18 protein-coding genes are annotated in these 14,710 nt (G+C 62.0%); 13 read left to right on the top strand and 5 right to left on the bottom strand.

Annotated features, from left to right (window positions below):
* Positions 1–140: 140 nt before the first annotated feature.
* Positions 141–653, bottom strand: a complete 513-nt coding sequence (locus AB6724_RS05170; protein ID WP_369337436.1) for a peroxiredoxin family protein — start codon at positions 651–653, stop codon at positions 141–143.
* A gap of 131 nt (positions 654–784) precedes the next feature.
* On the opposite strand from AB6724_RS05170, the gene AB6724_RS05165 reads away from it, so the two are divergent.
* The 5 genes from AB6724_RS05165 (at position 785) to AB6724_RS05145 (ending at position 5,158) form a co-directional block, all read left to right on the top strand.
* A complete protein-coding gene (locus AB6724_RS05165; RefSeq protein WP_369337435.1) occupies positions 785–1,357 on the top strand; it encodes a hypothetical protein in 573 nt (190 codons plus the stop codon).
* Between the two features lie 99 nt (positions 1,358–1,456).
* On the top strand, positions 1,457–1,915 hold the full coding sequence (locus AB6724_RS05160) for a PTS sugar transporter subunit IIA (RefSeq protein WP_369337434.1): 459 nt from the start codon (positions 1,457–1,459) through the stop codon (positions 1,913–1,915).
* Entirely contained in the window at positions 1,884–2,153 is a 270-nt protein-coding gene (locus tag AB6724_RS05155; protein WP_369337433.1) for an HPr family phosphocarrier protein, read from the top strand. Before AB6724_RS05160 ends, AB6724_RS05155 begins: the two co-directional genes overlap by 32 nt.
* A gap of 190 nt (positions 2,154–2,343) precedes the next feature.
* On the top strand, positions 2,344–4,095 hold the full coding sequence (gene ptsP / locus AB6724_RS05150) for a phosphoenolpyruvate--protein phosphotransferase (RefSeq protein ID WP_369337432.1): 1,752 nt from the start codon (positions 2,344–2,346) through the stop codon (positions 4,093–4,095).
* 13 nt (positions 4,096–4,108) lie between these two features.
* A complete protein-coding gene (locus tag AB6724_RS05145) occupies positions 4,109–5,158 on the top strand; it encodes a YwqG family protein (protein ID WP_369337431.1) in 1,050 nt (349 codons plus the stop codon).
* A 164-nt stretch (positions 5,159–5,322) separates the two neighbouring features.
* On the opposite strand, the gene AB6724_RS05140 is transcribed toward AB6724_RS05145, so the two are convergent.
* Genes AB6724_RS05140 through AB6724_RS05125 form a run of 4 tightly spaced genes read right to left on the bottom strand, consistent with a single transcriptional unit; the run spans position 5,323 to position 7,643 of the window.
* On the bottom strand, positions 5,323–5,574 hold the full coding sequence (locus tag AB6724_RS05140; RefSeq protein ID WP_369337430.1) for a hypothetical protein: 252 nt from the start codon (positions 5,572–5,574) through the stop codon (positions 5,323–5,325).
* A 45-nt stretch (positions 5,575–5,619) separates the two neighbouring features.
* Positions 5,620–6,600: a lipoyl synthase gene (gene lipA, locus AB6724_RS05135; protein WP_369337429.1), complete on the bottom strand. Its 981-nt coding sequence runs from the start codon at positions 6,598–6,600 to the stop codon at positions 5,620–5,622.
* A 9-nt stretch (positions 6,601–6,609) separates the two neighbouring features.
* Positions 6,610–7,302, bottom strand: a complete 693-nt coding sequence (gene lipB, locus AB6724_RS05130) for a lipoyl(octanoyl) transferase LipB (protein WP_369337508.1) — start codon at positions 7,300–7,302, stop codon at positions 6,610–6,612.
* A 20-nt stretch (positions 7,303–7,322) separates the two neighbouring features.
* Complete coding sequence (locus tag AB6724_RS05125) at positions 7,323–7,643, bottom strand: YbeD family protein (protein WP_369337428.1); 321 nt, start codon at positions 7,641–7,643, stop codon at positions 7,323–7,325.
* Between the two features lie 387 nt (positions 7,644–8,030).
* Here AB6724_RS05125 and AB6724_RS05120 point away from each other — a divergent pair, with 387 nt between their 5' ends.
* Genes AB6724_RS05120 through atpD form a run of 8 tightly spaced genes read left to right on the top strand, consistent with a single transcriptional unit; the run spans position 8,031 to position 14,665 of the window.
* On the top strand, positions 8,031–8,492 hold the full coding sequence (locus AB6724_RS05120; protein ID WP_369337507.1) for an ATP synthase subunit I: 462 nt from the start codon (positions 8,031–8,033) through the stop codon (positions 8,490–8,492).
* A 19-nt stretch (positions 8,493–8,511) separates the two neighbouring features.
* On the top strand, positions 8,512–9,375 hold the full coding sequence (atpB, locus tag AB6724_RS05115; protein WP_369337427.1) for a F0F1 ATP synthase subunit A: 864 nt from the start codon (positions 8,512–8,514) through the stop codon (positions 9,373–9,375).
* A gap of 45 nt (positions 9,376–9,420) precedes the next feature.
* The gene (gene atpE / locus AB6724_RS05110; RefSeq protein WP_003059376.1) at positions 9,421–9,672 is read left to right on the top strand and encodes a F0F1 ATP synthase subunit C; all 252 of its coding nucleotides are present in this window, start codon (positions 9,421–9,423) and stop codon (positions 9,670–9,672) included.
* A gap of 35 nt (positions 9,673–9,707) precedes the next feature.
* Positions 9,708–10,178 carry a F0F1 ATP synthase subunit B gene (locus AB6724_RS05105; protein WP_369337426.1) on the top strand — a complete coding sequence of 157 codons (471 nt, stop codon included), beginning with the start codon at positions 9,708–9,710 and terminating at the stop codon, positions 10,176–10,178.
* Between the two features lie 11 nt (positions 10,179–10,189).
* Positions 10,190–10,729: a F0F1 ATP synthase subunit delta gene (locus tag AB6724_RS05100; protein WP_369337425.1), complete on the top strand. Its 540-nt coding sequence runs from the start codon at positions 10,190–10,192 to the stop codon at positions 10,727–10,729.
* 47 nt (positions 10,730–10,776) lie between these two features.
* A complete protein-coding gene (gene atpA, locus AB6724_RS05095; RefSeq protein WP_369337424.1) occupies positions 10,777–12,336 on the top strand; it encodes a F0F1 ATP synthase subunit alpha in 1,560 nt (519 codons plus the stop codon).
* Positions 12,337–12,354: 18 nt separating this feature from the next.
* Complete coding sequence (atpG, locus tag AB6724_RS05090; RefSeq protein ID WP_003065400.1) at positions 12,355–13,221, top strand: F0F1 ATP synthase subunit gamma; 867 nt, start codon at positions 12,355–12,357, stop codon at positions 13,219–13,221.
* 34 nt (positions 13,222–13,255) lie between these two features.
* The gene (gene atpD / locus AB6724_RS05085) at positions 13,256–14,665 is read left to right on the top strand and encodes a F0F1 ATP synthase subunit beta (RefSeq protein WP_087085357.1); all 1,410 of its coding nucleotides are present in this window, start codon (positions 13,256–13,258) and stop codon (positions 14,663–14,665) included.
* Positions 14,666–14,710: the final 45 nt, after the last annotated feature.

The following is a 14,710-nucleotide window of genomic DNA, read 5'->3' as shown; positions in this document are numbered from 1 at the left end:
GGCCATAAAAAACCGGCGGGCAGCCGGTTTTTTTGTTCTGCTTTTGAACTGATAGCTGTTGGCGCTGGATGTTCAAGCCTTTCAAGCAGAAAACAGCTTGAAACTCAGTGGGGTCGCGCGCCGGCAGCTACTTTTTGAGATCAGACCGTGGCGGGTTCGGCCAGCAGCTTTTCGATCAGCTTGTGCAGCTCGGCGAAGTCGGGCGCACCCACATAACTCTTCACGATCTCGCCGCGCTTGTTGACGATGAAGGTGGAGGGCGTGAGCTTCACATCGCCCCAAGCCTTGGCCACATTGCCGGTGTTGTCCAGCGCCACCTGGAACGGCAGCTGGCGCGACTCGACAAAGTTCACCACATAGCTGGGCGGGTCGTAGCTCATGGCCACGGCCAGGGTGTCGAAGCCCTTGTCCTTGTATTTGTTGTAGGTGCTGATGATTTCAGGCATCTCGCCCACGCAGGTGGTGCAGCTGGTGGCCCAGAAGTTGACCAGCGTGACCCTGCCCTTGAGGTCGTTGGTGGTCTTGTGGCTGCCGTCCAGCAGCACGAAGGTGGACTGCGGCGCGGCCGACTGTCCGGCGCCCGAATACACCCAAGCCCCGATGCCGATAGCGGCGGCGGCCACAAGGCCCAAGATCCAATGTTTGCTTGCCATAGCGATTGATTGTGCACAAATCCTGGCGGTTGGAGTTTGGCAGGGGCAAAAAGTTCAGTCGCCTGCGGACCCCGGGTCAACCCTAGGCTTATGTGGCGGGTGCGGCACCGGGCGCTGCCGATAATGCCTGTATGAAGTTTCTGAGGGCTAAAGCTGTCATTCTTGCCGCCGGCGTTGCGCTGGCGCTGGCCGCTTGCAGCCCGGTCCTGAACTGGCGCACGGTGCAGCTCAAGGATGCGCCGCTGCAGATCGCTCTGCCCTGCGAGCCGCAGACCGCCACGCGCCCCGTGGCGCTGGGCCTGGGTACGGTGCAGCTGTCGGTACTGGGCTGCGAGGCGCGGCGAGCCACCTATGCGGTCTCGCATTTCCGGGTGGCGGAGCCCGCGCGCGCGGCCGAGACCCTGACCTACTGGCAGGCCGCGGTGCTGGCCCAGCTGCATTCCGAGCAGGCCGCGGGCCAGGCTGCGCTGCTGCATGCCAGAGGCGACGGCCCCTGGGTGAGTGCCGGGGCGCTGAACCTGCCGCAGTCGCAGCGCCTGACTTTCGAGGGCCTGGACGCCGGAGGGCGCAAGGTCGTAGGCCACGGCCTGTGGTTTGCCCGCATGGAGGGCCAGGCCGCGCGGGTCTATCACGCGGTGATTTACGCGGACCAGGTCCTGCCGGCCGAGGCCGACACGTTTTTTGCGGGGCTGCGGCTGCAGTAGCTGCCTCCATCCCTCACGTGCTGCAAACCCGGCTCACGCATTCAATATCTAGGCCATCCCGTCAACGCGCCATAATTTGCTATCAAGAACTGTGATCCCATGACCACGCGCATTCTTTTGCTCACCCACGCTCCGCTGGCCACTGCGCTGCGCGAATGCGCCCTGCATGTGTTTGCCGATAGCGCCGACGACCTGCTGGCCTTGGACGTGCCTTCCCATGAGGCACCCGAGGCCACGCTGGAGCGCGCTCTGGCTTTGCTGGCTGCGGGGCAGGGCGGGCTGGAGGCTCCGACGCTGGTGCTGACCGATCTGTTCGGCGCCACGCCCTGCAATGTGGCCCAGCGCCTCACGGGGCAATTGCCGGCGCGGCTGGTGGCGGGAGTGAACCTGCCCATGCTGCTGCGCTCGATTACCTATCGACATGAGCCGCTGGATGCCCTGGTCGCCAGGGCCATGGTGGGCGGCAGCCAGGGCGTGATGCAGGTGGCCAGCAGTTCCAGACAAAATCAAAGCGCACGACCTTCTCATGATCAAGACGAATATAACCATCAGCAATAAATTGGGCCTGCATGCCCGCGCCTCGGCCAAGCTGACCAAGCTGGCGGGCAGCTTTCCCTGCGAAGTCTGGCTGACCAAGGGCGAACGCCGCGTCAATGCCAAGAGCATCATGGGCGTGATGATGCTGGCCGCCGGCATAGGCTCCGAAGTGGAACTGGAGACCGATGGCGAGCAGGAGCAGCAGGCGATCGATGCGCTGGCGGCGCTGATCAACGACAAATTCGGCGAAGGCCAGTAAAAGCTGTCTGCGCGCCGTGCCGTGTTGACAGCTGTGGCGCGCAGGGCTGAGGATGGGGCAGGGCCGCAGCAGACCCTGCCGGACGCAGCAAAGAGCAGGTTTTCGTGTCGCGATGCGGCAGGGATACGTGCTGTCTGCTGCGGAAACAAGAGCAAGAAGCAATCGCAGCAGTTGCGAAAGGGCATTCGCTATGACATTTGCAATCCACGGCCTGGCCGTATCCCGGGGAATTGCGATTGGACGCGCGGTGGTCGTGGCCTCCAGCCGCATGGAGGTGGTGCACTACTTCATACGTCCCGACCAGGTGGAGGCCGAGATCGCGCGCGCGCGCGATGCGCGCAACGCCGTGATCGACGAGCTGCGGCGCCTGCAGGAGGAAATGCCCAAGGATGCGCCCGGCGAGCTGGATGCGTTGCTGGATGTGCACCTGATGCTGCTGCAGGATCAGGCGCTGGCCGAGGCCATACGCAACTGGATTTCCGAGCGCCTGTACAACGCCGAATGGGCGCTGACCACGCAGCTGGAGATCATCTCGCGCCAGTTCGACGAGATGGACGACGAGTACCTGCGCGAGCGCAAGGCCGACCTGGAGCAGGTGGTGGAGCGCATCCTGCGCCATATGAAGGGTGCGGCCAGCCCCATCTCGCCACCCATGGCACCGGCCGAGGGCGGGCCGCAGCTGGCGTTGGAAGGCGCGAGCGAAACTCCGCTGGTGCTGGTGGCCCAGGACCTGTCGCCGGCCGACATGCTGCAGTTCAAGAGCAAGGTGTTTGCGGGCTTCGTCACCGCCGTGGGCGGCAAGACCAGCCACACGGCCATCGTGGCGCGCAGCATGGACATCCCGGCCGTGGTGGGCGCGCGCGCCGCCAGCCAGCTGATACGCCAGGACGACTGGCTCATCATCGACGGCAACGAAGGCGTGGTGATCGTCGACCCCACGCCCATCATCCTGGCCGAATACAGCTTCAGGCAGCGCCAGAACGAGCTCGAGCGCGAGCGCCTGGCGCGCCTGCGCTTCACGCCTTCGCTCACCATGGACGGGCAGAAGGTGGAGCTGCTGGCCAATATCGAGCAGCCCAGCGACGGGGCCGCGGCCGTGCGCGCGGGCGCCGTGGGCGTGGGCCTGTTCCGCTCCGAATTCCTCTTCATGGGCCGCAGCGGCAATCTGCCCGGGGAGGAGGAGCAGTACCGCGCCTACCGCGAGGCGCTCAACGGCATGCAGGGCATGCCGGTCACCATACGCACGCTGGATGTGGGCGCCGACAAGCCGCTGGACAAGGCACAACCCAAGGACTATTACCTCAACCCCGCGCTGGGTCTGCGCGCGATTCGCTGGAGCCTGGCCGACACCGCCATGTTCCGCACCCAGCTGCGCGCCATTCTGCGCGCGGCGGCCCATGGGCAGGTCAAGCTGCTGTTCCCCATGCTGGCCCATCGCAGCGAGATCGAGCAGACCCTGGCCCAGCTGCGGCAGGCGCAGAGCGAGCTGGACGCACGCGGCGTGGCCTACGGCCAGGTCAAGCTCGGCGCGATGATAGAGATACCGGCGGCGGCGCTCATGGTGCGCACCTTTCTCCGGTATTTCGACTTCCTGTCCATAGGCACCAACGACCTGATCCAGTACACGCTGGCCATAGACCGCGCCGACGAGACCGTGGCCCATCTCTACGACCCCATGCACCCGGCCGTGCTGCGGCTGGTGGCCGAGGTGATTGCCGCCGCCAACGAGGCGGGCAAGGAGATCAGCGTCTGCGGCGAGATGGCCGGCGATGTGAGCATGACCCGGCTGCTGCTGGGTCTGGGGCTACGCAGCTTCTCCATGCACCCGGCGCAGATTCTGGCGATCAAGCAGGAGATACTGCGCGCGGATGCCAGCAAGCTCGAGCCCTGGGCAAGAGAGGTCATCAACAGCGACAACCCCGCAGAGCTGCTGGCGCACTGACAAGGTCCCGGCCATGGACTATGCCAATCCGCAGCAGCTCGCCCAGGCTTTGATCCCGGTGCTGGAAGACGAGGGCCTGGCCCGGCGCCTGGCCGAGCAGGCCAGACCCGCGGTCTGGCTGAAGACCTCGTCCGTCGCGGATGAGGCTGACATCGCGCCCGGCTGCACCAAGCTCGGCGGCCGTCCCGACCTGCCTGCCGGCACGGGCTGGCCCGAGCGCGGCCCCTATCCCGACCACCTCCAGCGCGTGCAGTCGCATCGCGCGGACAGCGTGGCGCCCGACCGCCGCTGGAGCTGGGCCACACCGCAGCAGGCCCGGCAGTTCCGTGAAGAGGCCTTGCAGCATGTCGCGAGGCTTGAAAAGCCCTTTCCCCTGAGCTTTCTGGCCCAGATCAACTTTGCCGAGGTTCGGGCGGTCGCTCCGGTAGACGAAGATTTCCCCCGGGCCGGTGTGCTTTCCGTCTTCTACGATCTGGTGGAGCAGCCCTGGGGCTATGACCCGGCCGATGCCTGCGCCCTGAAGCTGATTTTTTCCGAGGACGCCGCCGCTTTGGAGCGGCGGCAACTGCCACCGGCCCTGCGGGACTTGCCGGAGCACTGGCAGCTTTCGCCCATGGCCTGCGAGCTGCATGCCTGCTGCACGCCCTTGCCGATGGAGGCTGCGCAGTGGGCTGCACTGGGCCTGGACCTCTCCGATGAACAGGGCGAACGCTTTGCCGAGTGGTGGCATGACGAGGCGCAAAACGGTGCCGGCAGCGACGGGGAGGACAGCTGCTGCCACCGCATAGGCGGCTGGCCTACGCCCGTGCAAAGCGATATGCAGACCGAGTGCGCGCTGGTGGCTGCGGGCCATTGCTGCGGCAATGGCAAGGCCTATGCGGATGCCGCCTTGCAGTCCGTGCGCGATACCGCAACGCAATGGCTTTTGCTGCTGCAGATCGGCAGCGATGAAAAAGGCGGCATGGGCTGGGGCGACAGTGGTCAGCTCTATCTGTGGATCCGCCGCGATGACCTGCGTGCGCGTCGTTTCGATCAAGCCCGTCTGGTCTTGCAACGCCATTGAGGCCGACACCCTGCTTGCAGGTCAGAAGCGCCAACGGTTGCGAAGTGGCTGCAAAACAGCCGCTTACAGAATCTTTTGCATCGACTGTGAAAAATCAATTGAGATTGATTCTCATTTGGTGTTAAGATGCGTTCCAGCTTGCAGCGCAACGACTCTGGTGGGATTCAGGCGCTGCACAGCTCGGTTTCATCGTGGGGCGACTCGTCGGGCCTGTTCAGCCTGCAGTCGTTTTTGCCAGCCAGCGGTTTGCCGGTTAGCCAGGCTTTTTTTTTGCGATGAGATCGGAGCTGCGTGCCTTGTTTTGCAGGGCACTGGTATTGGATCGACAGGGTATTCGGAGAGAAAACCACTCCAGATGACGGCAGAGCATGCGCGAGCAGCTCTGCTTTTTTATTGTCCCAAACGCTGCCGGCCATAAAAAAAGCCCGCGGCATGCGGGCTTGGTGAGCGGGTGGCAAGGGTCAGACGCCGGCGGCATGCGCCTGCTGGTCGGCGTGGTAGCTGGAGCGCACCATGGCGCCCACGGCGGCATGGGTGAAGCCCATCTTGTAGGCTTCTTCCTCGAACATCTTGAAGGTGTCGGGGTGCACATAGCGGCGCACGGGCAGGTGGCTGTTGGTAGGAGCCAGGTACTGGCCGATGGTCAACATGTCGATGTTGTGGGCGCGCATATCGCGCATGACCTGCAGGATTTCCTCGTCGGTTTCGCCCAGGCCCACCATGATGCCGCTCTTGGTCGGCACATTGGGGTGCAGTTCCTTGAACTTCTTGAGCAGGTTCAGGCTGAACTGATAGTCGGAGCCGGGGCGCGCTTCCTTGTACAGGCGCGGCGCGGTTTCCAGGTTGTGGTTCATCACATCGGGCGGTGCCGATTTGAGGATCTCCAGCGCGCGGTCGTCGCGGCCGCGGAAATCGGGCACCAGGATCTCGATCTGCGTCTCGGGCGAGAGTTCGCGGATGTTCTTGATGCATTCCACAAAGTGGCCCGAGCCGCCGTCGCGCAGGTCGTCGCGGTCCACACTGGTGATCACCACGTATTTCAGGCGCAGCGCAGCAATGGTGCGCGCCAGGTTCAGCGGCTCGTTCACGTCCAGCGGATCGGGGCGGCCGTGGCCCACGTCGCAGAACGGGCAGCGGCGCGTGCACTTGTCGCCCATGATCATGAAGGTGGCCGTGCCCTTGCCGAAGCATTCGCCGATATTGGGGCAGGAGGCTTCCTCGCAGACCGTGTGCAGATTGTTCTTGCGCAGAATGTCCTTGATCTCGTAGAAGCGCGTGCTGGGGCTGCCGGCCTTGACGCGGATCCACTCGGGCTTCTTGAGCACTTCGGCCTGCTCCACCTTCACGGGGATGCGCGAGAGCTTGGCGGCAGCCTTCTGCTTGGCCAGCGGGTTGTAATCGGCTTGGGATTGCGCTTCGCGCACGACTTCGTTGGTGCTCATGATTTGCCTTCAGGGAGTCAGACGCGCCTTCAGCTGGCGGCCCAGCACATGCGCGGCGTCGTCCCAGGTTGTCTGTACGCCGATTGTAGAAAGGTCCACGGTTCTCAGCCCTGCGTATCCGCAAGGGTTGATTCGCGAATAAGGTTCCAAATCCATATCGACATTGAGGGCCACTCCGTGGTAGGTGCTGTGGCGGCTGACCTTGATGCCCAGTGCCGCGATCTTGCCCAGGCCCTCGAAATGGGGCTCGGGCGGCGGGCTGCCGGGCTCGCGCAGCTGGGGGCGCTGCTCCAGCATGGCGTGGCTGCGCGGGTCGTCGAGGCGCACATAGATGCCGGGCGCACCGGCCACGCGGTGACCGGTGACGCCGAAGTGCTCCAGCGTGCGGATCACGGCATCCTCGAGCCGGTACACATATTCCTTGACGAAGTAGCCCATGCGCTGCAGGTCCAGCAGTGGATAGGCCACGACCTGGCCGGGGCCGTGATAGGTCACCTGGCCGCCGCGATTGGTGGCCACCACGGGGATCTCGCCGGGGCTCAGCATATGGTCGCTGTTGCCGGCCAGTCCCTGGGTGAAATGTGGTGAGTGCTCGCAAACCCAGAGCTCGTCGCGGGTGCCCGCATCGCGGGTGCGCGTGAACTCCTGCATGGCGGCCACCGTGGCTGCGTAGCCGGTGCGGCCCAGAATGCGCAGATCCATGGGCGCGGCCGGGGCTGCGTTCACAGTACCACCTTGACCAGAGGGTGCGAGGTCAGGGCGCGGTAGGTGTCGTCCAGCTGTTCGCGGCTGGTGGCGGTGATGGTGATGGTCACGCCCAGGTATTTGCCGCCCGAGCTGGGGCGCAGCTCGATGGTGGTGGCGTCGAAATGGGGGTCGAACCTTTCGGCGATCTTGGTGATCTCGTGCACCAGATGCTCGTCCTTGAGGCCCATGACCTTGATCGGGAACTGGCTCGGGTACTCGATCAGCGAGTCCTTGCGCGGATCTTCCGCGGACCCGTTCTCATTGGCGGCGGAGGTGCTGGGTGTGGAGTCGTTCATGGTGATATCCCGTTGCTGGCTTGTAATCCGAAGCGCTCCCGTTCCAGGAGTGCTGCTATGGCGAAGATTGTGCGCCACGCCCGTGTGGCACGCGCGCGTAGGCCTAAATCCGCGCCGGAAGAGCATGCCCGAGGGGCTCAAAGTCCCCTGGGGGCGGCGGACAATTCCGGGCACTCCGTCATCCGACTGAGGCACACTTGCGCCGCGTCGAAGCCCGGGCCGGCGATTGTTGGCCTGCAGCGACAGCCGTGCAATTTGTTCAAAGACCTTTTGCTCATGACGGTATCAACCCCTATCGATCGTCGGGGGTTTTTACTTATAATCAGAGGCTTTGTAAAAAAGTCTTGCCCGGTTCTGGTCAGTGGTGCGAAAGAAAACATGACGAAGATGCCCGCTGATTACCAGGATGAGGACGAAGTTGAAGACTTCAAGCCCCTGACGGCACAGGAAGCCTCGGCATGGCGCTCGCGCTTTCCGCAGGTCTCGGTCTGGCGCATGGTTGCGGTCCAGGCGGCCGTCGGAGTCATCGTGGCCTTGCTGGCCTGGCTGGTGACGGGGCGTGCGGCGGCCGGATGGTCGGCGGGCTATGGGGCTTTGTCGGTGGTACTGCCGGCGGCTTTGTTTGCAAGAGGTGTGGTGCGTCAGCGGCCGGGAGGTGCCGGGGCGGCCATGGCAGGAATTTTCGGTTGGGAACTGGTCAAGCTGGTGCTGTGCATCGCCATGTTGGCGGCTGCGCCCAAGCTGGTGCCCAACTTGAGCTGGCTGGCTTTGCTGGTCGGCTTGATAGTCGTAATGAAAACGTATTGGATTGCGCTTCTGGTGCGATCCGGTGTCCAAAAAACCGATTGATATTTGAGAGAAGTTGACGATGGCCGCAGAAGAGCACGCACCAACGGCAAGTGAATACATCGTTCACCACTTGCAGCACCTCCAGAACATCAAGCAGAAGTCCATCGTGGACTTTTCCGTGATTAATCTGGACTCCATCACCGTCAGCGTCGTGCTGGGTCTGCTGGGTCTGTTCGTGATGTGGCTGGCCGCTCGCAAGGCTACTTCCGGCGTTCCCGGTCGCTTCCAGGCTGCCGTGGAAATGCTGGTCGAGATGGTGGACAACCAGGCCAAGGCCAATATCCACAACGCTCAATCGCGCAAGTTCATCGCCCCCCTGGCTCTGACCGTGTTCGTCTGGATCTTCCTGATGAACGCCATGGACATGCTGCCCGTGGACCTGTTGCCCGTGCTGTGGCAGCACGGCACCGGCGACCACCACGCTTATCTGCGTGTCGTGCCTACGGCCGACCTGTCCACCACCCTGGGTCTGTCGACCGGCGTGCTGGTGCTGTGCCTGATCTACTCCGTGAAGATCAAGGGCCTGGGCGGCTGGGCGCACGAACTGGTGACCGCTCCGTTCGGCACCTCGAAGAATCCGATTTTTGCTGTGATCCTGGGTGTCGTGAACCTGGCTATGCAGATCATTGAATACGTTGCCAAGACCGTGTCGCATGGCATGCGACTGTTCGGCAACATGTACGCTGGTGAGTTGGTGTTCATGCTGATTGCCCTGATGGGTGGTGCGGCGGCTATGTCGCTCTCTGGTGTGTTGCTCCCTGTGGGGCACATCATTGCAGGCTCTATCTGGGCGATCTTCCACATTCTGATCATCACCCTGCAGGCCTTCATTTTCATGATGCTGACGCTGATTTACCTCGGCCAGGCACATGAAGCTCACTGACCTTTCCCTTTCAATTCAACTTTCCTTTAATCCCTAGGAGTCATCATGGAAAACGTTCTCGGTCTCGTCGCTCTGGCTTGCGGTCTGATTGTTGGTCTGGGCGCTATCGGCGCTTCGATCGGTATCGCCCTGATGGGTGGCAAGTTCCTGGAATCCTCGGCACGTCAGCCTGAGCTGATCAATGAACTGCAAACCAAGATGTTCATCTTGGCCGGTCTGATCGACGCCGCCTTCCTGATCGGTGTTGCTATCGCCCTGCTGTTCGCTTTCGCCAACCCCTTCCAACTGGTGGCCTAAGCTCCGTTCAACGCCCTAAATAGAAAGGTGTTGCCGTGAGTATCAACGCGACCCTGTTCGTTCAGCTCGGTGTTTTCCTGGTCTTGGCGCTGTTCACGATGAAGTTCGTGTGGCCCCCGATCGCGAAGGCACTGGATGAGCGAGCCCAGAAAATCGCCGATGGCCTCGCTGCTGCCGACAAGGCCAAGACCGAACTGACCGCTGTCAACAAGCGCGTCGAGCAGGAATTGGCCCAGACGCGCAACGAAACAGCTTCGCGGCTTGCGGACGCCGAACGCCGCGCCCAGGCCATCATCGAAGAGGCCAAAGCCCGCGCGACAGAAGAAGGCAACAAGATTGTTGCCGCTGCCCGCGCCGAAGCCGAGCAGCAAGCCGTTGCCGCCCGTGAAGCCCTGCGTGAGCAAGTGGCTGCACTGGCTGTCAAGGGTGCCGAGCAGATCCTGAAGAAGGAAGTCAATGCCGGCGTCCACGCTGATCTGCTGAACCGCCTCAAGACAGAGCTGTAAGGAAAGCAAAAATGGCAGAACTCGCCACCATTGCCCGCCCTTACGCCGAAGCATTGTTCAAAGCCTGCGCCGACAAGGGCGCAGATTTGAGCAGCACTGTCGCTTGGGTGGAGGAATTGGCGGCGATTGCCGCCAATCCGCAATTGCGCCAACTGGCCGACAACCCGAATGTGACCGGCACTCAGGTGTTCGATCTCATCACGGGGGTGGTCAAGTCGGCATTGCCCGAGTCCGCACGCAACTTTCTGCGTGTGATTCTCGAAAACGGCCGTCTGGACGCGCTGCCCGAAGTGGCAGCTCAGTTCCGCAGCCTCGTGAACAGCAAGAGCGGCTCTTCGGATGCCGTGGTGTTCAGCGCTTTCCCCATTGCGGATGCAGCGCTGGCCGAGCTGGGCGCTTCGCTGGAAAAGCGCTTTGGCCGCAAGCTGAACCTCACTGTAAAGCAGGATGACTCGCTGATCGGTGGCGTTCGCGTCGTGGTGGGCGACGAGGTGCTCGATACCTCCGTCAAGGCCCGTCTGGAACAAATGAAAGCGGCCCTCACCGCGTAATGCGCGCTTGAGGTCTCGGCTAACACACAAGAAAGAAGGAAAGAGTCATGCAACTCAATCCCGCAGAAATTTCTGAACTGATTAAGAGCCGCATCGAAGGGCTGGCTGCTAGCACTGACGTCCGCAACCAAGGTACCGTGGTCTCGGTGACCGACGGTATCGTGCGCGTGCACGGCCTGTCGGACGTGATGGCTGGCGAAATGCTGGAGTTCCCCGCCGGTGCCGATGGTCAGCCCACCTACGGTCTGGCCCTGAACTTGGAGCGCGACTCCGTCGGCGCCGTGATTCTGGGTGCTTACGAGCACATCGCCGAAGGCAACACCGTCAAGTGCACCGGCCGTATTCTGGAAGTGCCCGTGGGCCCCGAACTGGTCGGCCGCGTGGTGAACGCCCTGGGTCAGCCCATCGACGGCAAGGGCCCGATCAACGCCAAGATGACCGACGTGATCGAAAAGGTCGCTCCCGGTGTGATCGCGCGTCAATCCGTGGACCAGCCTCTGCAGACCGGTATCAAGTCCATCGACTCCATGGTGCCCGTGGGCCGTGGCCAGCGCGAGCTGATCATCGGTGACCGCCAGACTGGTAAGACGGCTGTCGCTATCGATGCCATCATCAACCAGAAGGGCCAAGGCGTTACCTGCATCTACGTGGCGATTGGTCAGAAGGCTTCTTCGATCAAGAACGTGGTGCGCGCTCTGGAACAAGCCGGCGCGATGGAATACACCATCGTCGTGGCTGCTACCGCTTCCGAATCGGCTGCCATGCAGTACGTGTCGGCCTACTCCGGCTGCACGATGGGCGAATACTTCCGCGATCGCGGTGAAGACGCTTTGATCGTTTATGACGATCTGTCCAAGCAAGCCGTGGCTTACCGTCAAGTGTCTCTGCTGCTGCGCCGTCCTCCCGGACGTGAAGCCTTCCCCGGCGACGTGTTCTATCTCCACAGCCGTCTGCTGGAGCGTGCCGCTCGCGTGAACGCCGACTACGTCGAAGCTTTCACCAAGGGTGAAGTCAAGGGCAAGACCGGTTCTCTGACCGCTCTGCCTATCATCGAAACACAGGCTGGCGACGTGTCCGCTTTCGTTCCCACGAACGTGATTTCGATTACCGATGGCCAGATCTTCCTGGAAACCAGCTTGTTCAATGCCGGTATCCGTCCCGCTATCAATGCCGGTATTTCGGTGTCCCGCGTGGGTGGTTCCGCTCAGACCAAGGTGGTGAAGGGCCTGTCCGGCGGTATCCGTACCGACCTGGCGCAGTACCGTGAACTGGCAGCGTTTGCCCAGTTCGCTTCCGATCTGGACGAAGCGACCCGCAAGCAGCTGGACCGCGGTGCCCGCGTGACCGAACTGCTGAAGCAAGCTCAGTACTCGCCCCTGTCGACCGCTCTGATGGCCGCTTCGCTGTTCGCAGTGAACAAGGGCTTCATGGACGGCATCGAAGTCAAGCAAGTGCTGTCCTTCGAGTCTGGTCTGCACCAGTTCCTGAAGACCAGCCACGGCGCTCTGCTGGACCGTCTGAACGAAAAGCGTGCTTTCGACAAGGAAGGCAAGGACGAAGCCGAACTGACTGCAGCCATTACTGCATTCAAGAAGTCCTTCGCTTAATACCGGCGAGGAGTCATCATGGCAGCAGGTAAGGAAATACGCGGCAAGATCAAATCGGTGGAAAACACCAAGAAGATCACCAAAGCCATGGAAATGGTGGCTGCATCCAAAATGCGCAAGGCGCAGGACCGGATGTTGGCTGCCCGTCCATACAGCGAAAAAATCCGCAACATTGCAGCCCATCTTGGCGAAGCTAACCCTGAGTATGTGCATCCGTTCATGCAAGTGAACGATGCCAAGAAGGTCGGCGTCATCGTGGTGACGACCGACAAGGGTTTGTGCGGTGGCATGAACACCAACGTGTTGCGTGTCGTCACTAACAAGTTGCGCGAACTGCAAGATGCGGGTGTTGCGACAGATGCAGTGGCCATTGGCGGCAAGGGACTGGGTTTCCTGAACCGTGTCGGTGCCAAGGTGGTCTCTCACGCTACAGGCTTGGGCGACACGCCTCACTTGGACAAGCTCATCGGGCCTGTCAAGGTGTTGCTGGACCAATATGCTGAAGGCAAGCTGAGCGCGGTGTACTTGGCGTACACCAAGTTCATCAACACCATGAAGCAGGAGTCGGTGGTGGAGCAACTGCTCCCCCTGTCGTCCGAAAAATTGCAAGCCGAGAAGACGGGTGCATCCTGGGAATACATCTACGAACCTGACGCTCAGAGCGTCATCGACGAACTGCTGGTTCGTTACGTGGAGTCCCTCGTGTACCAGGCAGTTGCGGAAAACATGGCGTCCGAGCAATCGGCGCGCATGGTGGCCATGAAGGCCGCTACCGACAACGCCGGCAACGTCATCAGCGAGTTGAAGCTGGTCTACAACAAGACGCGTCAGGCAGCGATTACGACCGAGTTGTCGGAAATCGTGGCAGGCGCAGCCGCTGTGTAAACGGCTTTAACGAACAAACAGATTGGAGCAAAAAATGGCTCAAGTACAAGGCAAGATTGTTCAATGTATCGGCGCCGTGGTGGACGTGGAGTTTGCCCACGGCCAGGTGCCCAAGGTGTATGACGCCTTGAAGCTGGAAGGCACGGCCCTGACCCTGGAAGTTCAGCAGCAGCTGGGCGACGGCGTGGTGCGTACCATTGCCCTGGGTTCTTCGGACGGCCTGAAGCGCGGTCTGATGGTCACCAACACCGGCAACCCCATCACCGTGCCCGTGGGCAAGGCGACTCTGGGTCGCATCATGGACGTGCTGGGCAACCCCATCGACGAGCGCGGCGATGTGGACCAGGCACTGACTGCCCCTATCCACCGCAAGGCTCCCGCCTACGACGAACTGTCGCCTTCGCAGGAACTGCTGGAAACCGGCATCAAGGTGATCGACCTGATTTCTCCTTTCGCCAAGGGCGGCAAGGTGGGTCTGTTCGGTGGCGCCGGTGTGGGCAAGACCGTGAACATGATGGAACTCATCAACAACATCGCCAAGGGCCACGGTGGTCTGTCGGTGTTTGCTGGTGTGGGCGAACGTACCCGTGAAGGCAACGACTTCTATCACGAAATGTCGGACGCCGGTGTGGTGAACCAGGCCAACCTGAACGAATCCAAGGTTGCCATGGTTTACGGCCAGATGAACGAGCCCCCAGGAAACCGTCTGCGCGTGGCGCTGACCGGTCTGACAATGGCCGAAGCCTTCCGTGACGAAGGCAAGGACGTGCTGTTCTTCGTGGACAACATCTACCGCTACACGCTGGCCGGTACCGAAGTGTCCGCTCTGCTGGGCCGTATGCCTTCCGCCGTGGGCTACCAGCCTACTCTGGCCGAAGAAATGGGCAAGCTGCAAGAGCGTATTACCTCCACCAAGGTGGGTTCGATCACTTCGATCCAGGCCGTTTACGTGCCTGCCGACGACTTGACCGACCCTTCGCCTGCCACGACGTTCGCTCACTTGGACTCCACCGTCGTGCTGTCCCGTGACATCGCATCGCTGGGTATCTACCCCGCGGTGGATCCTCTGGACTCCACCAGCCGTCAGCTGGACCCGCAAGTGGTTGGCGAAGAGCACTACAAGGTGGCTCGCCAAGTGCAGGGTACGCTGCAGCGCTACAAGGAACTGCGCGACATCATCGCGATTCTGGGTATGGACGAGCTGGCTCCCGAAGACAAGCTGGTCGTGTCCCGCGCTCGTAAGATGCAGCGTTTCCTGTCGCAGCCCTTCCACGTGGCCGAAGTGTTCACCGGCGCTCCCGGCAAGTACGTTCCTCTGGCCGAAACCATCCGTGGTTTCAAGATGATCGTGAACGGCGAAGCCGACCACCTGCCCGAGCAGGCCTTCTACATGGTTGGTACCATCGACGAAGCCTTCGAGAAGGCCAAGAAGCTGGCGGCTTGAGCCTGCGGCACCCCCTGAGCGACTGCGTCGCTTCCCCCTCTCTTT

The organism is Comamonas guangdongensis, from assembly GCF_041079535.1.
Lineage (GTDB): Bacteria > Pseudomonadota > Gammaproteobacteria > Burkholderiales > Burkholderiaceae_C > Comamonas > Comamonas guangdongensis.
Note: the sequence above shows the minus strand (reverse complement) of the source record. Positions and strands in the feature narration are given on the sequence as shown.